This is a genomic window from Pseudomonas sp. BRM28, assembly GCF_002939405.1.
Classification (GTDB): domain Bacteria; phylum Pseudomonadota; class Gammaproteobacteria; order Pseudomonadales; family Pseudomonadaceae; genus Aquipseudomonas; species Aquipseudomonas palmensis.
Genome location: NZ_PEFV01000001.1, coordinates 4,057,705 through 4,074,730 on the forward strand (window position 1 = coordinate 4,057,705; position 17,026 = coordinate 4,074,730).

Consider the following 17,026-nt stretch of genomic DNA (forward strand, 5'->3'; position numbering starts at 1 on the left):
ACCAGGGACGGTCGACCCCTCCACTGACATAGATCTGCTAGCAGCCCGGATTGAGCTGTTATCATCCCGCGCATCTATCTCGTACGGATCGATCCATGTCCACTCGTGAAATCCGCATTGCCACGCGCAAAAGTGCCCTTGCCCTGTGGCAGGCCGACTATGTAAAAGCCCGCCTCGAACAGGCACACCCCGGCCTGGTGGTGACCCTGGTGCCGATGGTCAGCCGCGGCGACAAGCTGCTCGACTCGCCGCTGTCGAAGATCGGCGGCAAGGGCTTGTTCGTCAAGGAGCTGGAAACCGCGCTGCTGGAGCAGGAAGCCGACATCGCCGTGCACTCGATGAAAGACGTGCCGATGGACTTCCCCGAAGGCCTGGGCCTGTTCTGCATCTGCGAGCGCGAAGACCCGCGCGATGCCTTTGTCTCCAACACCTATGCCAGCCTCGATGCACTGCCGGCAGGCGCCATTGTCGGCACCTCCAGCCTGCGTCGCCAGGCGCAGTTGCTGACCCGCCGCCCCGACCTCGAGATCCGCTTCCTGCGCGGCAACGTCAACACCCGCCTGGCCAAGCTCGATGCCGGCGAGTACGACGCGATCATCCTGGCGGCTGCCGGTTTGATCCGCCTCGGTTTCGAAGACCGCATCACCGCCAGCATCAGCGTCGACGACAGCCTGCCAGCCGGTGGCCAGGGCGCGGTAGGCATCGAGTGCCGCACCACCGACGCCGAAATCCATGCCTTGCTCGCGCCGCTGCACCACGCCGATACGGCTGACCGCGTGGTGGCCGAACGGGCCATGAACAAGCACCTCAACGGCGGCTGCCAGGTACCGATCGCCTGTTACGCCGTGCTCGAGGGCGAGCAGCTGTGGTTGCGCGGCCTGGTGGGCGAGCCGGCCGGTGGCCTGTTGCTCAGCGCCGAGGCACGTGCACCGCGCGCAGACGCGGATGCACTGGGTGTACGCGTCGCCGAAGACCTGCTGAACCAGGGCGCCGAAGACATTCTCAAGGCGGTGTATGGCGAGGCCGGCCACCCGTGAACGGCTGGCGCCTGCTGCTGACCCGGCCGGCCGACGACTGCGCGGCACTGGCTGCGACCCTGGCCCAGGCCGGGGTGTTCGGCAGCAGCCTGCCGCTGCTCGAGATCGAAGCGTTGCCGGTGACCGATGCGCAGCGCAGCACCGTGCTCGGCCTGGCCGACTATGCTGCGGTCATCGTGGTCAGCAAGCCGGCAGCCCGGCTCGGCCTGGCCCTGCTCGACCAGTACTGGCCCCGCACGCCGGCCCTGCCGTGGTTCACGGTGGGGGCGGCTACCGCCGCGATCCTGCAGGCCCATGGCTGCGAAGTGCACTTCCCGCCACTGGGGGATGACAGCGAAGCCCTGCTGCAACTGACCCGGCTGCAGGAAGTTTTCGCACAGCCCCAGCCGCGCTTTCTGATCATGCGCGGCGAAGACGGTCGCGAGCTGTTGGCCGAGCGATTGACCGCGCAGGGTGCTAGTGTCGATTATCTGCCCCTGTACCGCCGCTGCCTGCCCGAGTACCCGGTCGGCACGCTGATGCGACGCATCGATGCGGAACGCCTGAACGGCGTGGTGGTCAGCAGTGGGCAGGGTCTTGAACACCTGCGCCAGCTGGCTGGCAGCGACTGGTCGCGACTGGCCGCGTGGCCGCTGTTCGTGCCGAGCCCGCGTGTTGCGGAGCAGGCCCGCGCCGCTGGCGCACAGAATGTAGTGGATTGCCGTGGTGCCAGTGCCACGGCTTTGCTGGCGGCGTTGCAGGAAACCCCTGCGCCCGCCTCCTAAGGCGCTAAGCTGTCTGGCGAGGTGCCCCAATGCAAAGGATGGATACGTGAGCGAAACTGCCTTGCCCAACGATGATCTGCAGCCGGCGCCAGAAGCGCCCGCGCAAACGCCCGCCGCCCCTGCCAAGCGGGCCGGCACCGGTCTGGCACTGTTCGCCCTGCTGCTGGGTGCGGCAGGTGTCGCAATCGGTGGCTGGGGTGTCTGGCAGGTGCGCCACCTGCAGGGCGCCAACCAGCTCCAGAGCGAACAATTGCAGGCCTTGAATGCCCAGGCCCAGGCCTTGCAGCAGGGCGAGCAGCGACTGTCGTCACGCCTGGCCGACCTGCCACCGGCCGCCGAGCTCGAAGAGCGCCGGCGCCTGGTGGCGCAATTGCAGGGCGACCAGCAACGTCTGAGCCAGCGCCTGGAGACCGTGCTCGGTGCCAGCCGCAAGGACTGGCGCCTGGCCGAGGCCGAGCACCTGCTGCGCCTGGCCAGCCTGCGCCTGTCGGCATTGCAGGACATCACCAGCGCTCGAGCGCTGGTCGAAGGCGCCGACCAGATCCTGCGCGAGCAGAGCGACCCGGCCTCGTTCGCTGCCCGCGAACAGCTGGCACGCAGCCTGGCCACCCTGAACAGCGTAAAGCAACCGGACCGCACCGGGCTGTTCCTCAAGCTGGCCGCGCTGCGCGAGCAGGTAGTGCAGCTCACCGCCATGGCCCCCGAATTCGAAGAAGGCGGCGAACCGCTGTTCGGCCTGGCTGCCGACGGCGACGGTGCCAGCCGCTGGTCACAGTGGTGGGCGCAGCTGTCGCGCTACTTCCGTATCGATTTCAATGCCGACAAGAACGTCAAGCCGTTGCTGGCCGGCCAGGCCCTGAACCAGGTGCGCCTGGCCCTGAGCCTGACCCTGGAGCAGGCGCAGTGGGCCGCGCTCAACGGCGAGCCGAAGGTCTATGCACAGGCGCTGGATGAAGCGCGCAGCGTGCTGCTGGCCAACTTCAACCACGACAACGAGCAGAGCCAGTCGATGCTCGAACAGCTCAACGCGGTGGCGAACGAGCCGGTGTCGGTAGTGACGCCGGACCTGGCCGACAGCCTCGGTGCGGTCCAGGCCTACCTCGAGCGTCGCCACCTGCCCGCCGAAGAATCGATCACGCGCCAGCCGGCGGCACAAGGTCATGAGGAGGGCACCCCATGAAACGTGCCTACCTGTGGGTGGTGGTGGCGATCGTCGCCGCGACCCTGCTGGGTATCGCCGTGGCCCGGCATAGCGGATACGTGCTGATCGCCTACGACAGCTTCCGCTACGAGTCGAGCCTGTGGGCGACCCTGGCCCTGCTGCTGGCCGTGGTGCTCGTGGTGCTGATGGTGCGCTTCGTGCTGGGCCTGGTGTTCACCTCGGGCGGGGTGGTCAACCCATGGTCGCGGCGCAACCGCAGCCGGCGTACACGCCTGGCCATCGAGCAGGGGCAACTGGACCTGGCCGAGGGCCGCTGGGCCAGTGCCCAGCGCCATCTGCATCGCGCTGCCGAGGCCGAGCGCCAGCCGCTGCTCTATTACCTCGGGGCGGCCCGCGCTGCCAACGAACTGGGGCGCACCGAGGACAGCGACAACCTGCTGGAACGTGCCCTGGAACGCCAGCCGCAAGCCGAGCTGGCCATCGCCCTGACCCACGCGCAGTTGCAGGTCGACCGCGGTGACACCGAGGCGGCATTGGTGACCCTGCAGGCGATGCACGAGCGCCACCCGCACAACGTGCAGGTGCTGCGCCAGTTGCAGCGTCTGTACCAGCAGCGTGGCGACTGGAGCGCGGTGATCCGCCTGCTGCCGGAGCTGCGCAAGGACAAGGTGTTGTCTGCCGCGGAACTGGCCGAGCTGGAGCGGCGGGCCTGGGGCGAAAACCTGAGCCTGGCCGCACGCCGCGAGCAGGACGACCAGACCGCACAGCAGTCCCTTGAGCGTGCCTGGCAGCAACTGACCTCGGCACAACGCCAGGAGCCGCAACTGGTGCTGGCGTATGCCGAGCAACTGCGCCAGCTGGGCGCCGAAAGCGACGCCGAGAAGGTCCTGCGTACGGCCCTGCAGCGCGAATACGAAAGCCACCTGGCCCGGCTGTACGGGCTGGTGCGAGGCGGCGATCCGGCGCGTCAGTTGCAGACGGCCGAGGGCTGGCTCAAGCAGCACCCGGACGATCCCAGCCTGTTGCTGACCCTGGGTCGTCTGAGCCTGCAGAATCGTCTGTGGGGCAAGGCGCGCGACTACTTCGAAGACAGCCTGCGCCGGCAGCGCAACCCTGAGGCCTGCGCCGAGCTGGCCCGTCTGCTGGCTGGCCTGGGCGACACCGAGCGCAGCAACCAGCTGTTTCAGGAGGGCCTGGGCCTGTTGGATGAGCGCCTGCTGGCCTTGCCCCTGCCTGAAGCCGTCCGGGCCTGACGTCGTACGGGTTTAGCCCCAGGTTAAACCCGTACTGTTTGGCTGGTTGCGGGGGTGGGTAACTTTTCGCTGAGTTACAGAGGAAATATCCACCTCAACTCTTCGACACTTCCCTTATGTTTCAGCGATTTATCGCGCCTGTCGTGCCTTGAAACAAGGCTCGATTTTCCTCTACCGTTGTTACATGTCTTTCCCGCACCTGGACTTGCCATGCCATTGGCCTGTTTGCGCTCATTGTTCTCCCTGGCTTTCGTCGCGTCGTTACTGATTCTCGCCGGTGCGTTTTACCTCGAATTCACCAAAGGGCTGGTGCCTTGCCCGCTGTGCCAGAGCCAGCGTGTATTGCTGGTTGTGTTTGCCGGTGTCTGCCTGGCCGCGCGCCTGCATGCACCGGGTCAGCCGGGTGCGCGTCGCTATGCGGCTGCGGCGTTGGGCCTGGCGCTGGGGGGCGGCTTGCTGGCGGTGCGCCAGATCTGGTTGCAGGGCAGCGGGGTGGCGGCGGGTGAGGCCTGCTCGATGCCCCTCGGTGCGCTCATCGAGCAAGGCAGCCTTGCCGACGTGCTGCACGCCATGCTGCTCGGTTCGGCCGATTGCGCTTCGATCACCTGGAGCTTTCTGGACCTGAGCCTGCCGGAGTGGAGCCTCCTGGCCTTCCTGCTGCTGGCGGCGCTGGCGTTGGCGCGGCTGCTGTACGTGCAGCCAGCGGCCACGGGCAAGTCATTGAAACCCTGACGCTTGCCGGCGGGGGCCAGGCAATCGACCGATGGCCGCGGGTGCGGCGATTAAACACTTGTATGAAACTTGTCGCCTGCGTACCTTGAAGGCAAGGGCGCGCGGGAATAATCTCCCTTGCACGCATACCCAAAACACTGCTGCTCGATGCCGTTCTGCTGCTTTCTCCCTTTGTTGTGCATACCTCGCACGACGGGGCGCAGCGGCATGACCCAGAAGGGAAGACACCGCCATGTTAGATAGTTGTCAGAATGCTCAGGAACGCTGGGGTGGGGTTCACAAGCTGATTGACCGCTGGCTGGACGAGCGGGCCGAACTGGTCACGGCCTTTCGCGCATTGCGCGATGCCAAACCGGCTTTTGCGGACAAGGACAAGAACCTCGGCTTCTGCGCGATACTGGTCGATTACGTCTCCGCCTGGCACTTCGAGGTCAGTGAGCAGTTGGTGGCTGAAGCCAAGGCGTTCGGAGATGACAAGGGCCTGGAACTGGCGAAGCAGATCAGCCCTCGTATCAGTGCCATTACCGATATCGCGTCGGCTTTCAACGATCACTGCGACAAGGGCAACTGTACCGACCAGGAGCGCTTCGCCAAGAAGCTCAGCGAGCTGGGCAGCCTGCTCCACGAGCGCTTCGAGCTTGAGGATTGCCTGATCGAAGTGCTGCACAACGCGCACAAGGAAGAAGAGGCCGTCCAGGCCTGATCCCTGTCTCCTCCGTTGCCGACATTCAGTCGGCAACCCCCAGTAGTTCGATCTCGAAGATCAGTGGCGTGAACGGCGGAATCAGATCGCCTGCGCCATCGGCTCCGTAGGACTTGGCCGACGGAATCACCACACGCCATTTCGCCCCGACAGCCATCTGTGGCAACGCCACCTGCCAGCCCTCGATCACACTCTTGAGGCTGAACCACTGCGGTTGTTCGCTCTGGTCGAACACGCTGCCATCGGGGAGCTTGCCGACGTAGCGTACCTGCACCCGGCCATCGGCCCTGGGTGAGGCACCATTGCCCTTGACCAGTTCGGTCACCAGTACGCCTTCGGGTAGTTCTCGTACTCCGGCACGGGCGCGTTCGGTGGCCATGTAACGGGTTTCCACCGCCATCAGCATTTCCACCTGCGACTGCTCGGCGGCCTCGCTGGCCTGGGCCTCGTGCTGGCTGAGAATCGCTTCGCGCCGTGCCTGGCTGATTGCCAGGGGCTTGTTCGCGTAGGCCTGTTGCAACCCCTGGATCAAGGCATCGAGCTCCAGCTCGGGCATCTCGTTGCGCAACCGTTCACCCAGGCTGGCGCCGACGCTATAGGACAGGTCGTGAGCACTTGCCGGTGGCTCGGTGGTGTCTGCGAATACGCAGGGCAGGGCGAGCAGCAAGGGCAGTAACAGGTAGCGTGGCACAGGCTCACTCCAGGTGGTTTGAGTGCATGGTGAGGGCCGGATGAATCTTTGCATAGAGCAAATTCCGACAGCCTTTTTAACAGCATCTACACTTGTGCGCAGCTGCAGCCATAACAACTTTGCCCAGGCATGCAACGCGGCGTCCTACTTACTGTCAACATGCCCTAGCGGCGGTAGCAGCAGAAGGTCTAGTATGAGCCGCATTCTCGTCAGCCAGGAGGTAAGCCATGTCGGCCAGTAAGAAGCCAGTCAGTACGCCATTACACCTGCTACATCAACTCTCGGGCAGTTTGCTCGAGCATCTGGAAAGTGCCTGCTCGCAAGCACTGGCTGATGCTGAAAAACTGTTGGCCAAGTTGGAAAAACAACGGGGCAAGGCGCAGGAAAAACTTCACAAGTCGCGTCTCAAACTTCAGGACGCTGCGGTCGCCGGCAAGAACAAGGCGCAGAACAAGGCCAAGGGCGCCGTAGGCGAACTGGAAACCCTGCTCGATTCGCTCAAGGATCGCCAGTCGCAAACCCGCCTGTACATCGTGCAGCTCAAGCGTGATGCGCAGGAAAGCCTGAAGCTCGCCCAAGGCGTCGGCAAGGTGCAGGAAGCAGCGTCCAAGGCCCTGACCTCGCGTTCGGCCAAGGCTGCTCCGGTAGCGGCCAAGTCGGCCGCCAAGGCCCCGGCCCGCAAGGCTGCAGCCAAGCCAGCCGCTACCAAAGCCGCCGCCAAGCCAGCGGCCAAAACTGCCGCGGCCAAGCCAGCCGCTGCCAAGGCTCCGGCCAAGCCAGCTGCCAAACCTGCAGCCGCCAAGGCTCCGGCAAGGTCTGCTGCCAAACCCGCAGCCGCCAAGGCCCCCGCCAAGCCAGCTGCCAAACCTGCCGCTGCCAAGGCGCCCGCCAAGCCAGCTGCCAAACCTGCTGCGGCCAAGGCGCCTGCCAAACCTGCAGCCGCCAAGCCAGCTGCCAAACCCGCCGCTGCCAAGGCTCCGGCCAAGCCAGCTGCCAAGCCTGCTGCTGCCAAGGCCCCCGCCAAGCCCGCCGCCACCCGCGCACCCGCCAAGCCGGCCGCCAAACCCGCTGCTGCCAAACCGGCGACTTCGGCACCTGCTGCGGCCACCACAGCCGCACCGGCTGCTTCGCCTGCCGCTGCACCCGTGACGACCCCAGTGACTCAGTCGCCCTCGACTGCTTCCTGATCCGCCACCGCCACGACGCGCAGCACCTGCAGCGCGTCGTGGTGCCGGGTGCCCTGGGGGGCCAGCACGGCCAGCCAGTCACCTGCCACACCCTGATTCATCCAGCCTTCGCTAGCCTGTTGCAGGCGCGCCAGCAATGTTCGCTCCGCCTCCAGTTCCAGTGCCTTGACCTGCTCGCGCAAGTGCGTCAGCTGCGGGTCGTGCTGCGCGTCTGCACGCCATTGCCGGCGCAGTTGACGCAGCGGTGTCACCACATGCTGCTGCCAGGCAGCGGCCAGCTGTTGCAGGTGTTGTACGCGCTCGGGGGTCACCCCGGCCCTGCCGGCTTCAAGCCACGCCCCGCACAGCAGAAGGCACACATCGGCCCCTTCGTCCTGCAAGGCCAGGCAGGCAGCCTCCACGCCCGGCCGGGCGTAGAGGTGCAGAGCGAAATTCCACAGGTCGGTGTGCATGGTCCTACTCGCGCCAGTTGCCATCGAAGCTGGTAGACTCCGCGGCCATTATGATCAGACTTTCGAACCTCACTTTACAGCGTGGTCCCCAGCGCCTGCTAGAAGGCGCCGAGTTGACCCTGCACGCCGGCCAGAAAGCCGGCCTGATCGGTGCCAACGGCGCCGGCAAATCCAGCCTGTTCGCCTTGCTGCGCGGTGAGCTCACGCCCGATTCGGGCGAATGCCAGCTGCCGGGCGACTGGCGCATCGCGCACATGCGCCAGGAGGTCGATACCCTTGATCGCCTGGCGGTGGACTACGTGCTCGATGGCGACGTGCGCCTGCGCGAGGTGCAGGCTGCGCTCGCAGCCGCCGAGGCCGCGCACGACAACAATGCCCTGGCCCGCCTGCATGTGGAACTCGACAGCGCCGACGGTTATACCGCCGATGCCCGCGCCCGCAAGCTGCTGGCCGGCCTGGGCTTCAGCAACGAACAGATGGACCGGCGCGTCGGCGACTTCTCCGGCGGCTGGCGCATGCGTCTGAACCTGGCCCAGGCACTGATGTGCCCCAGCGACCTGCTGCTGCTCGACGAGCCCACCAACCACCTGGACCTGGATGCGATCCTGTGGCTTGAAGACTGGCTCAAGAGCTACCCCGGCACGCTGCTGCTGATTTCCCACGACCGCGATTTCCTGGATGCCGTGGTCGACCACGTGGCACACGTGGAACAGTGCAAGCTGACCCTCTACCGCGGCGGCTACAGCGCCTTCGAGCGCGCCCGTGCCGAACGCCTGGCGCAACAGCAGCAGGCGTACGAGAAGCAGCAGGCGCAACGCGCCCATATGGAAAAGTACATCGCCCGGTTCAAGGCCCAGGCCACCAAGGCGCGCCAGGCACAAAGCCGCATCAAGGCACTGGAGCGCATGGAGGAGCTTTCGGCGGCGCATGTCGACTCGCCGTTCGACTTCACCTTCCGCGAGTCCGAGAAAATCTCCAGCCCGCTGCTCGACCTTGCCGAAGCCCGCCTGGGCTATGGCGACAAGACCGTGCTGGAGAAGGTCAAGCTGCAGCTCACCCCGGGTGCGCGCATCGGCCTGCTGGGCCCCAACGGCGCCGGCAAGTCGACCCTGATCAAGAACCTGGCCGGCGAGCTGGAGCCGCTGGCCGGACGCCTGGTGCGCGGCGAGAACCTGGTGGTGGGCTACTTTGCCCAGCACCAGCTCGATTCGCTGGACAGCAAGGCCAGCCCCCTGCTGCACCTGCAGCGCCTGGCCCCCACCGAGCGCGAGCAGACCCTGCGCGACTTCCTCGGCGGTTTCGATTTTCGCGGTGCGCGCATCGACGAGCCGGTGCTGAACTTCTCCGGCGGCGAAAAGGCCCGCCTGGCCCTGGCGCTGATTGCCTGGGAGCGGCCCAACCTGCTGCTGCTCGACGAACCGACCAACCACCTGGACCTGGAGATGCGCCTGGCACTGACCATGGCCCTGCAGGAGTTCAGTGGCGCGGTACTGGTGGTGTCCCACGACCGTCACCTGCTCAAGAGCACCACCGACGACTTCCTGCTGGTGGCAGACGGCAAGGTCGAGACCTTCGATGGCGACCTCGACGACTACACCCGCTGGCTGGTCGAGTATCGTCAGCGCAATGCCCCGGTCAGCACCACACCGGTCAACCCCGACAAGACCGACAAGAAGGCCCAGCGCCAGGCTGCGGCGGCGTTGCGCCAGCAACTGGCCCCGCACAAGCGCCAGGCCGACAAGCTCGAAGCCGAGCTGGCCAAGTTGCATGAAGAGCTGGCCGGGGTCGATGCCAGCCTGAGCGACAGCGCGCTGTATGAAGCGGCGCGCAAGGACGAGCTGCGCGAGCTGCTGGCCCGCCAGGCCAAGCTGAAGGTGCGCGAAGGCGAGCTGGAAGAAGCCTGGATGCAAGCGCTCGAAGTGCTTGAAAGCATGCAGGCCGAGCTGGAGGCGTTGTCCTGATGGAGTCGATGCAGGGATTGCTGCCGGTTGAGTGGATCGGCCCCTTCTGGATGGGCCTGCAGATACTGCTGATCCTGGTCGCGGCGTACCTGCTGCAACGCCTGGTGGCGCGCTGCCTGACTCGCCTGAGCGAGCGTTACCCGTTGCCGCCGGAGCTGATGGTGCCGCTGCGCGGCGGCTTGCGCTGGCTGATCATGGGCAGCGCGCTGATCTTCGTGCTGGAGCGCCTGGGTGTTTCGGCCACGGTGCTGTGGACGGCCCTGTCGGGCTTTGTCGCGGTGGCGGCGGTGGCCTTCTTCGCGATGTGGAGCGTACTGTCCAACCTGCTCTGCGCGGTGCTGATCTTCACCGTGGGGCCGTTTCGCATCGGCGACGTGGTCGAGTTGGTCGAGACCCTCGACAAGCCGGGGGTCAAGGGCCGCGTGACCGCGATCAACCTGCTGTTCACCACCCTGGTCGAACTGCCCGAGGCGGGCGGCGCACTGGTGCAGGTGCCCAACAGCCAGTTCTTCCAGAAGAGCGTGCGCCGCTGGCGCGGTTCGGACGGCCTGGCCGTGGTAAGCGAAAGCCCGAAACCCGGGGCCTGAACACCGGCTGCAAAAAAATGTGGTGATTTTTTCAGCGGCGCATTAGCGTGGAACCCTTGAACAAGGGTCCGGGCCGAGGTGTGTGATGTCGCTGGAAACGTGGTTGGCTTTTTTTGCTGCCTGTTGGGTAATCAGTCTTTCGCCGGGGGCGGGGGCCATTGCGTCCATGTCCTGCGGTCTGCAGTACGGCTTCTGGCGCGGCTACTGGAACGCGCTGGGCCTGCAGTTGGGGCTGGTGATGCAGATCGCGATCATTGCCGCCGGCGTGGGCGCGGTACTCGCTGCCTCGGCTACCGCGTTCCAGGTCATCAAATGGTTTGGCGTTGCCTACCTGATCTACCTGGCCGTGAAACAGTGGCGAGCGCTGCCGGCAGACCTGGCCGACGACTCGACGGTACGCCCCATCGGCAAGCCGCTGAGCCTGGTGTTCCGTGGTTTTCTGGTCAACGTCAGCAACCCCAAGGCGCTGATCTTCATGCTTGCGGTGCTGCCGCAGTTCATCAATCCGCATGCCGAGCTGCTGCCGCAGTACCTGACGATCGCCGGCACCATGGTGGCGGTGGACCTGCTGGTGATGGCGGGTTATACCGGGTTGGCGGCGCGGGTGCTGCGCCTGTTGCGCACACCCCGGCAGCAGCGGCGCATGAACCGCACGTTTGCCGGGTTGTTCCTGGGTGCGGCGACATTGCTGGCGACCATTCGCCGGGCGCCGGTCTAAGACCGGAAGGCTGCGCCTTCCATCGCGGGTCACCACTGTTCTTGTGGGAGCCGGCGTTGCCGGCGAAGAGGCCAGCACAGACACCCAATAAAAAAGGCGACCCGAAGGTCGCCTTTTGCATGCTCAGCGCAAGATCTGCGCCGGCTCATCCGGCGGCAGGTTGTTGCGCATCGGCGCACGTTCCTGATCCGGCATTACACCCACCAGCTGCTCCTTGAGCTGCCTGGCCACATCCATGCCCAGTTCCTTGGACACTTCACGCACCACCCGCGGACGGTTCAGGCTGACCCGCACGTCCTGGCTGTTCACCAGCTTGGTGTCCTGGCCTTCACCCATGGCGGTGAACGCAGAGGTGATCTCGTAGGTACGGGTGTTGATCAGGCTGAAATCGGCCACCAGGGTCAGGCCCAGGATCGCCGAGTAGCTGTTGGTGTTGTCGATCGAGGTGATATCGCGCTGGAAGTCGATATCCGACAGGGTGCCGAACAGTACGTAGTCGGCGCCCTTGTAGTTGCCCGCCTTGATCCGCGCGATCACGTCATACACGTCCTGCTTGGCCTTGGCTGTGTATGGCGTGCCCTGCACCAGCTGGAACATGCCGGACTTGAGGATCTCGCCCTTGATGTCACCGCTGAACTTGCGCAGCTCGGTCTGCTCGATGTAGCTCTGGCTGCTTTCGAACTCGCTGTAGCTGGACGACGCGTTGGCGTGGTACATGCTCGCATTCGAGTTGCTGCTCGCCGAGACCATGTGGATGTACTGCTCCACGCGCTCCTGATAAGCCAGGTCGGTGACCGCTACCTTGGGGGCCGCTTGCACGCCGAACGCGCAAGCCAGGCCGATGATGCCCATCCATGCACGCATTGCTTAGCGCTCCGTGGTCTTGCGGATTTCTTTTTCGTCCATCCACTCGGCCAGGCCGCTTTCCACGTCGATCAGCTGCAGGCTGAACTTGTAGAACACGTCCTTGTAGTCGCTGCTGCGCTTGACGATCGAGCTGATCGACCCTTCCAGGCGGTATTTGGCAGCGATCATGTTGCCGGTCTTGGCAACGGTGTTCTTCTTGTACAGGCCGCTCTGGTTCTGCAGCTTGAGCTGGTCGACCTGGCTCTGCATCTGGTTGTTGTCGCTGGCGAAGCGGGCGGTGCCGGTCTTCATCAGCTGGGTCTTGATCGAGGTGGTGATCTCGCGGGTATCGATGTACTCGCTGGTCTTGTTCTTCACGTCGTAGACCTGAACCACCGGACGGCCCTGCAGGATGCCGGACTGGGCCAGCGAGCGGGTCATGCTTTCGGCGATCATCTGCAGGTCGGTGGAACCGAACTCGTTGGTGACCAGTTCAACGGCCTTGCTGTCGCCGTAGCCAATGTTCTTGCCGCCCAGTACAGGGGAGTTGTTGGCGCAGCCGCTGGCCAGCGCGACCACTACGGCCAGCAGGGAAAAACGAGCGAACATCATGTTGAGCATCTCCTGAAAATTGAAAATTACTGGGCCTGGACTTCAATGCGGAAGTCAGTGGCCTGGGGGACCGGGGCAATCGCTGGCAGTACGGTGGACTGCGAGCCGTACAGGCTCAGGGTCTTCCAGCTTTCTTCGCTGGCGACCGGGAAGCCGTCGTTGCCCAGCCAGGCAAAGCGATAGAACATCGTCTTGTTGCTGCGGCTGGTGTTGGTCAGCGAGACCTTGACGGTCATGAAGCCGTTTTCGCGGGCAACCCGCATCGGGCCGATATCGATGTTGCTCAGTTTGCCCATCACGACCACCTTGCTGGCGGCGCTGCCCGGTGCGGGCGGTGGTGGGGTGGCGCAGCCGGCCAGCAGGGTGGCGGTGGCGAGCGCGGCGAGAAGCTTGAGGCGCATGGCGATTCCTTGGCTTACTTGAGGCTGGCGACGGCGGCGGCCGGCGCAGGCTGGGTGACTTGCAGGGCCGGGCCACCGGCGTAGACGCGGTTGCCCACGACGCGCAGGGCCACGACCTGATAGGGGCGATCGATCTTCACGGCGATCTTGCTGCCGCCCAGGTTCGACGGCAGGCTCAGCTGGTGCTCGCCTTGGGCCAGGCGCACGCGGGCAACCAGGGTGTCGTCCGGCAGGGTGCGCCAGGTACGGGTGTCGGCGCCTTCGGTGACGGCCGAGGCGATGCCCACGGCCAGACCAGCCAGCGGGTTGACGTCGTTGAGCTGCTTTTGCGCCACGCCACGGGTGATGGCGCGCACGCTGGTGCGCAGGATGATACCTGGCATGTCGTCACGCAGCGCGCGGCGCGACATGGCGGTGGTGCTGTTGAGCGCGGTCAGCGAGAGCGTCTTGTCGTTCAGGTAGATCTCGCTGAAGTGCGCGGTGGAGGTGTCTTCCTTGATGATCGGGAACGACAGCGGGGTGATCACCAGATTGCCGCTGATTGGCAGTGGCAGGGGGATGCGCACCGAGTCGCGGGCCGGCGCCAGGCCGCTCTGCACCACGATCAGCACGTCGCTGTCGGCGCCCTTGGCGGCAGGCTTGTCGAGGTCGAGCAGCGCACGCTCGAGCAGCGCGGTGTTCGGGCGCAGTTCGGCCGCCTTGCGGTAGCCCGGTGCAGCCAGGCCTTTTTCGCCCAGTGCTTCGTATACGTAGCCGGACAGGTAGTGGCTGAACGCACTCTGGTAGCTGTTCTTCAGACCGACCACTTCAGGCGCGTCCAGGGCGGCCACCGGGTAGCCCTGCAGGTCCTTGTACTCGGTCTTGACGCCTTCCTTCTCGGCCTCTTCTTCGCGCTTGAGGTATTCCTTGTCACGCAGCTCGGCGATCACGGCCTCACGTTCGTGGGTTTTCTTGATTTCGGTGCGGGCACCGTCGAAATCATTCTGCGCCAGCAGGTTCAGGGCCATCTGGGTGGTCAGCATGACTTTTTCGTAGTCGTAGCCTTCGTAGCGGCGCACCTTGTCGTTGACCAGGTAGCTGCCGAACTGGCTCAGGTACTTGGCGGTGTCCAGCTTCACCGACTCTTCCCACTTGAACACCACGCTATCGGCTTCGCGCCAGGCATCCTGGCTACCGCTCAGATCGCCCTTGGAGCGCAGCAGTTCGCCTTTCTCGAAGTAGTAGAGAAGGTCCTTGTCCTCACCCTTGTTGTTCTTTTCCAGCAGGGCCAGGGCCGCGTCGACGTTGCCGCTGGCCAGCTGCTGGTTGGTTTCCTGGAGTTCGCTGTCGTAGCTGCGAAACGCTGCGCAGCCCGTCAGTTGGACGATCGCGCACAGCGTGGCGACGGTGAGGACACGGGAGGCCATCTTGAATCTCTTCCCTGAAAAAGTGACGTTAGGCGCCGGCGAGTGGCGGTGATCCCTTTGGACGCTAGTTCCAAATCCTCTTAGCAGAGGAGCCTGTATTTCCATTCGCTATAACGAAAGGCGCGGCATTATAGACGCAATGACTGGCTAATTAATGGCCTTGTGCTTCATTTTTTCTTGGATGTGCCAGTAGTCACATTTCCCGTGTGGTGTAGGAATAAGTCGATTCCCGGGGTAGGAGATAAACTTGTTTCAAAATTTTTCATGAAACTTCCGGGTGGTGCTTGAGCCGGCGCAAGTGGAAGTGAACAATGCAATCCTCCTCATTCCTGTTCGAGATTGGCTCCCATGATGCCCCGCCCCCGTGTGTTCGCCTGGCTGCTAGGGCCGCTGCTGGCCCTGGGCAGTGCCTTGAGCAGTGCCGCGCCGCTAGCGCCGCTGATTACCCCGGACCCGGCCCGCGGTGCGCCGCTGTACGCCCAGCACTGTTCGGTGTGCCACGGTGACGGCGGCGCCGGCGATGGGCCGGCGGGGTTGGGGCTGGAACCACCGCCGGGCGATCTGCGCCAGGCGGCGCGGCTCGACACCCTGAGCCTGGCCGAGCTGTACCGGGTGATGGAGCAGGGCATCGAGGGCAGCGACATGCCGGCGTTCGCCGACCAGCTCGACGAGCGCCAGCGCTGGGATGTGGCCAGCTACATTGCCGGCTTCAGCGCCGAGCCTGGTGCTGTGCAGGCCGACCGGCGCTTCAGCCTGGCCGAGCTGGCGCAGCTCACCCCGGCGCAGGTGCGTGACTCCCAGGGTGGCGAGGCGGCGGCCGCCTTTCGTGCCCAGCGCGCCAAGCCGCCAGCGGCGCAACGCGGCCCTGGCCAACTGATCGACTACACCGCCACCACCCTCGAACAGAGCCTGGCCGCCTATCGTGCCGGCGACCACGAGCAGGCCTACGACCTGTCGGTGGCGGCGTACCTGGAGGGCTTCGAGCTGGTGGAAAGCGCCCTGGACAACGTCGATGCCAACCTGCGCAAGAACACCGAAAAGGCCCTGATGGCCTACCGCCAGGGGTTGCAGGACGGCTTGCCGGTGGAGCAGGTGACGCAACGCCTGGCGGCGGCCAAGGCCGAGCTCGAAGCATCGGCCAAGCTGCTGGGTGGCGATGGCCTGAGCTGGTCGCTGAGCTTCATCTCCGGCCTGCTGATTCTGCTGCGCGAGGGGCTGGAGGCAATCCTGGTGCTGGCGGCGATTCTGGCCTTCCTGCGCAATACCGGGCAGCAGTCGGCAGTGCGCAGCGTCAACGTGGGGTGGGCGCTGGCGTTGGTGGCGGGCTTTGCCACCTGGGCACTGGCTGCCTACGTGATCGACGTGGGGGGCGCACAGCGTGAACTGCTGGAGGGCTGCACCGCCCTGTTCGCCTGCGTGATGGTGCTGTGGCTGGGGGTATGGATGCACGACCGGCGCCATGCGGCGGCCTGGCAGGACTACATCAAAAGCAGCCTGGTGGGGGGCGGCGGCCGCTTCGGCTTTGCCGTGCTGGCGTTCTTTTCGGTTTACCGCGAACTGTTCGAGGTGATCCTGTTCTACGAAACCCTGTGGCTGCAGGCCGGGCCTGCGGCGCACGATGCGGTGCTGGCCGGCGGGGCGACGGCGCTGGTGCTGCTGGTGGGGCTGGCGTGGGTGATTCTGCGCGGGTCGGCGAAATTGCCGCTGTCGTTGTTCTTCAGCATCAACGCGGCGCTGCTGTGCGCGTTGTCGGTGGTGTTCGCCGGGCATGGGGTGAAGGCGTTGCAGGAGGCGGGGGTGTTCGGTACGCGGCCGGTGGCGTTCTTCGACTTCGACTGGCTGGGGATTCATGCCGATGCGTATTCGCTGGCCGCGCAGGCGTTGGCGCTGGTGGCCATTGCAGTGTTGTACGGGCGCAGCTGGCTGGCAGGGCGGCGGGTTTCGGTGCACTGATCGAGGGCCCCTGCGCTGGCTTGTCGGCGAATGCTGCAACGCCGCGCCAATGCAGGGATACTGTGCGCCTTGTTCTCTTTGCGGTGGATAACCCAACCATGCGTGTCTGGATCGACGCCGATGCCTGCCCCAAGGCGGCCAAGGACCAACTGGTCAAATTTGCCCTCAAGCGCCAGTTCGAGGTGGTGCTGGTCGCCGGTCAGGGCCAGATCAAGCCGGCCTTTGCCTGCGTCAGGCTCATCGTGGTGCCCAGTGGGCCGGATGCTGCCGACGACTACCTGGTGGAACACGCCGTGCCCGGCGAGTTGGTGATCTGCAGCGATGTGCCGCTGGCCGATCGGCTGGTCAAGAAGGGGGTGGCCGCGCTCGATCCGCGTGGCCGCGAATTCGACGAGCGCAACATGGGCGAGCGGCTGGCGGTGCGCAACCTGTTCACCGACCTGCGCGAGCAGGGCCAGGTCGGTGGTGGGCAGGCGCCCTACGGCGAGCGTGAGAAACAGGCCTTCGCCAATGCGCTGGACCGCATTCTCACGCGGTTGGCACGCGCCTACCCGCAGTGAT

General features: G+C 65.2%; 17 protein-coding genes and 1 pseudogene. 12 read left to right on the forward strand and 6 right to left on the reverse strand.

The genetic code is table 11. The features are described from left to right. Positions 1 to 95 precede the first annotated feature (95 nt). From hemC to CR917_RS19120, 6 genes are all read left to right on the forward strand, one after another. Positions 96 to 1,037: a hydroxymethylbilane synthase gene (gene hemC, locus CR917_RS19095; RefSeq protein ID WP_043863370.1), complete on the forward strand. Its 942-nt coding sequence runs from the start codon at positions 96 to 98 to the stop codon at positions 1,035 to 1,037. After that, positions 1,034 to 1,801: a uroporphyrinogen-III synthase gene (locus CR917_RS19100; RefSeq protein ID WP_058541739.1), complete on the forward strand. Its 768-nt coding sequence runs from the start codon at positions 1,034 to 1,036 to the stop codon at positions 1,799 to 1,801. The genes hemC and CR917_RS19100 overlap by 4 nt, the downstream gene beginning before the upstream one ends. Positions 1,802 to 1,847: 46 nt before the next feature. Continuing rightward, positions 1,848 to 2,981: a uroporphyrinogen-III C-methyltransferase gene (locus CR917_RS19105; protein WP_043863372.1), complete on the forward strand. Its 1,134-nt coding sequence runs from the start codon at positions 1,848 to 1,850 to the stop codon at positions 2,979 to 2,981. Further along, on the forward strand, positions 2,978 to 4,216 hold the full coding sequence (locus tag CR917_RS19110; protein ID WP_058541740.1) for a heme biosynthesis HemY N-terminal domain-containing protein: 1,239 nt from the start codon (positions 2,978 to 2,980) through the stop codon (positions 4,214 to 4,216). Before CR917_RS19105 ends, CR917_RS19110 begins: the two co-directional genes overlap by 4 nt. A 210-nt stretch (positions 4,217 to 4,426) precedes the next feature. After that, positions 4,427 to 4,948 carry a disulfide bond formation protein B gene (locus CR917_RS19115; RefSeq protein ID WP_043863374.1) on the forward strand — a complete coding sequence of 174 codons (522 nt, stop codon included), beginning with the start codon at positions 4,427 to 4,429 and terminating at the stop codon, positions 4,946 to 4,948. Positions 4,949 to 5,180: 232 nt separating this feature from the next. Further along, positions 5,181 to 5,651, forward strand: coding sequence for an Rsd/AlgQ family anti-sigma factor (locus tag CR917_RS19120; protein ID WP_043863375.1), 471 nt, complete (start codon positions 5,181 to 5,183; stop codon positions 5,649 to 5,651). A gap of 25 nt (positions 5,652 to 5,676) precedes the next feature. On the opposite strand, the gene CR917_RS19125 is transcribed toward CR917_RS19120, so the two are convergent. Next, a complete protein-coding gene (locus tag CR917_RS19125; protein ID WP_256589721.1) occupies positions 5,677 to 6,342 on the reverse strand; it encodes an FKBP-type peptidyl-prolyl cis-trans isomerase in 666 nt (221 codons plus the stop codon). A 227-nt stretch (positions 6,343 to 6,569) separates the two neighbouring features. Here CR917_RS19125 and CR917_RS19130 point away from each other — a divergent pair, with 227 nt between their 5' ends. Further along, positions 6,570 to 7,529 (forward strand): AlgP family protein, encoded by a 960-nt coding sequence (locus CR917_RS19130; protein ID WP_054915491.1) that lies wholly within the window; start codon positions 6,570 to 6,572, stop codon positions 7,527 to 7,529. Here the strand turns inward: CR917_RS19130 and CR917_RS19135 are convergent. Then, a complete protein-coding gene (locus CR917_RS19135; RefSeq protein WP_058541743.1) occupies positions 7,505 to 7,981 on the reverse strand; it encodes a TIGR02444 family protein in 477 nt (158 codons plus the stop codon). The two genes, CR917_RS19130 and CR917_RS19135, sit on opposite strands and share 25 nt — an antisense overlap. A 50-nt stretch (positions 7,982 to 8,031) precedes the next feature. Here CR917_RS19135 and CR917_RS19140 point away from each other — a divergent pair, with 50 nt between their 5' ends. From CR917_RS19140 to CR917_RS19150, 3 genes are all read left to right on the forward strand, one after another. Beyond that, positions 8,032 to 9,942 (forward strand): ATP-binding cassette domain-containing protein, encoded by a 1,911-nt coding sequence (locus CR917_RS19140; RefSeq protein ID WP_058541744.1) that lies wholly within the window; start codon positions 8,032 to 8,034, stop codon positions 9,940 to 9,942. Next, positions 9,942 to 10,529: a mechanosensitive ion channel family protein gene (locus tag CR917_RS19145; RefSeq protein ID WP_043863379.1), complete on the forward strand. Its 588-nt coding sequence runs from the start codon at positions 9,942 to 9,944 to the stop codon at positions 10,527 to 10,529. Before CR917_RS19140 ends, CR917_RS19145 begins: the two co-directional genes overlap by 1 nt. An 85-nt stretch (positions 10,530 to 10,614) precedes the next feature. Beyond that, on the forward strand, positions 10,615 to 11,247 hold the full coding sequence (locus tag CR917_RS19150; protein WP_043863380.1) for a LysE family transporter: 633 nt from the start codon (positions 10,615 to 10,617) through the stop codon (positions 11,245 to 11,247). Positions 11,248 to 11,370: 123 nt separating this feature from the next. On the opposite strand, the gene CR917_RS19155 is transcribed toward CR917_RS19150, so the two are convergent. The 4 genes from CR917_RS19155 to CR917_RS19170 are packed head-to-tail and all read right to left on the reverse strand — an operon-like array spanning position 11,371 to position 14,512. Next, complete coding sequence (locus CR917_RS19155; RefSeq protein ID WP_043863381.1) at positions 11,371 to 12,111, reverse strand: hypothetical protein; 741 nt, start codon at positions 12,109 to 12,111, stop codon at positions 11,371 to 11,373. 3 nt (positions 12,112 to 12,114) lie between these two features. Next, a complete protein-coding gene (gene lpoB, locus CR917_RS19160; RefSeq protein WP_043863467.1) occupies positions 12,115 to 12,702 on the reverse strand; it encodes a penicillin-binding protein activator LpoB in 588 nt (195 codons plus the stop codon). A gap of 29 nt (positions 12,703 to 12,731) precedes the next feature. Further along, entirely contained in the window at positions 12,732 to 13,106 is a 375-nt protein-coding gene (locus CR917_RS19165; RefSeq protein WP_043863382.1) for a YcfL family protein, read from the reverse strand. A gap of 14 nt (positions 13,107 to 13,120) precedes the next feature. Further along, positions 13,121 to 14,512 (reverse strand): COG3014 family protein, encoded by a 1,392-nt coding sequence (locus CR917_RS19170; protein WP_054915494.1) that lies wholly within the window; start codon positions 14,510 to 14,512, stop codon positions 13,121 to 13,123. Between the two features lie 435 nt (positions 14,513 to 14,947). On the opposite strand from CR917_RS19170, the pseudogene CR917_RS19175 reads away from it, so the two are divergent. After that, positions 14,948 to 16,465: pseudogene (locus CR917_RS19175) on the forward strand (FTR1 family protein); the annotation flags it as partial. 98 nt (positions 16,466 to 16,563) lie between these two features. Beyond that, on the forward strand, positions 16,564 to 17,025 hold the full coding sequence (locus CR917_RS19180) for a YaiI/YqxD family protein (protein WP_043863384.1): 462 nt from the start codon (positions 16,564 to 16,566) through the stop codon (positions 17,023 to 17,025). Position 17,026 lies beyond the last annotated feature (1 nt).

Bases quoted from the DNA above. Each gene is read 5' to 3' on its own strand.
- CR917_RS19120 (WP_043863375.1), top strand. From the start codon at position 5,181: ATGTTAGATAGTTGTCAGAATGCTCAGGAACGCTGGGGTGGGGTTCAC.
- CR917_RS19135 (WP_058541743.1), bottom strand. From the start codon at position 7,981: ATGCACACCGACCTGTGGAATTTCGCTCTGCACCTCTACGCCCGGCCG.
- CR917_RS19150 (WP_043863380.1), top strand. From the start codon at position 10,615: ATGTCGCTGGAAACGTGGTTGGCTTTTTTTGCTGCCTGTTGGGTAATC.
- CR917_RS19130 (WP_054915491.1), top strand. From the start codon at position 6,570: ATGTCGGCCAGTAAGAAGCCAGTCAGTACGCCATTACACCTGCTACAT.
- CR917_RS19165 (WP_043863382.1), bottom strand. From the start codon at position 13,106: ATGCGCCTCAAGCTTCTCGCCGCGCTCGCCACCGCCACCCTGCTGGCC.
- CR917_RS19180 (WP_043863384.1), top strand. From the start codon at position 16,564: ATGCGTGTCTGGATCGACGCCGATGCCTGCCCCAAGGCGGCCAAGGAC.
- lpoB (WP_043863467.1), bottom strand. From the start codon at position 12,702: ATGTTCGCTCGTTTTTCCCTGCTGGCCGTAGTGGTCGCGCTGGCCAGC.
- CR917_RS19140 (WP_058541744.1), top strand. From the start codon at position 8,032: ATGATCAGACTTTCGAACCTCACTTTACAGCGTGGTCCCCAGCGCCTG.
- CR917_RS19170 (WP_054915494.1), bottom strand. From the start codon at position 14,512: ATGGCCTCCCGTGTCCTCACCGTCGCCACGCTGTGCGCGATCGTCCAA.
- CR917_RS19115 (WP_043863374.1), top strand. From the start codon at position 4,427: ATGCCATTGGCCTGTTTGCGCTCATTGTTCTCCCTGGCTTTCGTCGCG.
- CR917_RS19145 (WP_043863379.1), top strand. From the start codon at position 9,942: ATGGAGTCGATGCAGGGATTGCTGCCGGTTGAGTGGATCGGCCCCTTC.
- hemC (WP_043863370.1), top strand. From the start codon at position 96: ATGTCCACTCGTGAAATCCGCATTGCCACGCGCAAAAGTGCCCTTGCC.
- CR917_RS19155 (WP_043863381.1), bottom strand. From the start codon at position 12,111: ATGCGTGCATGGATGGGCATCATCGGCCTGGCTTGCGCGTTCGGCGTG.
- CR917_RS19110 (WP_058541740.1), top strand. From the start codon at position 2,978: ATGAAACGTGCCTACCTGTGGGTGGTGGTGGCGATCGTCGCCGCGACC.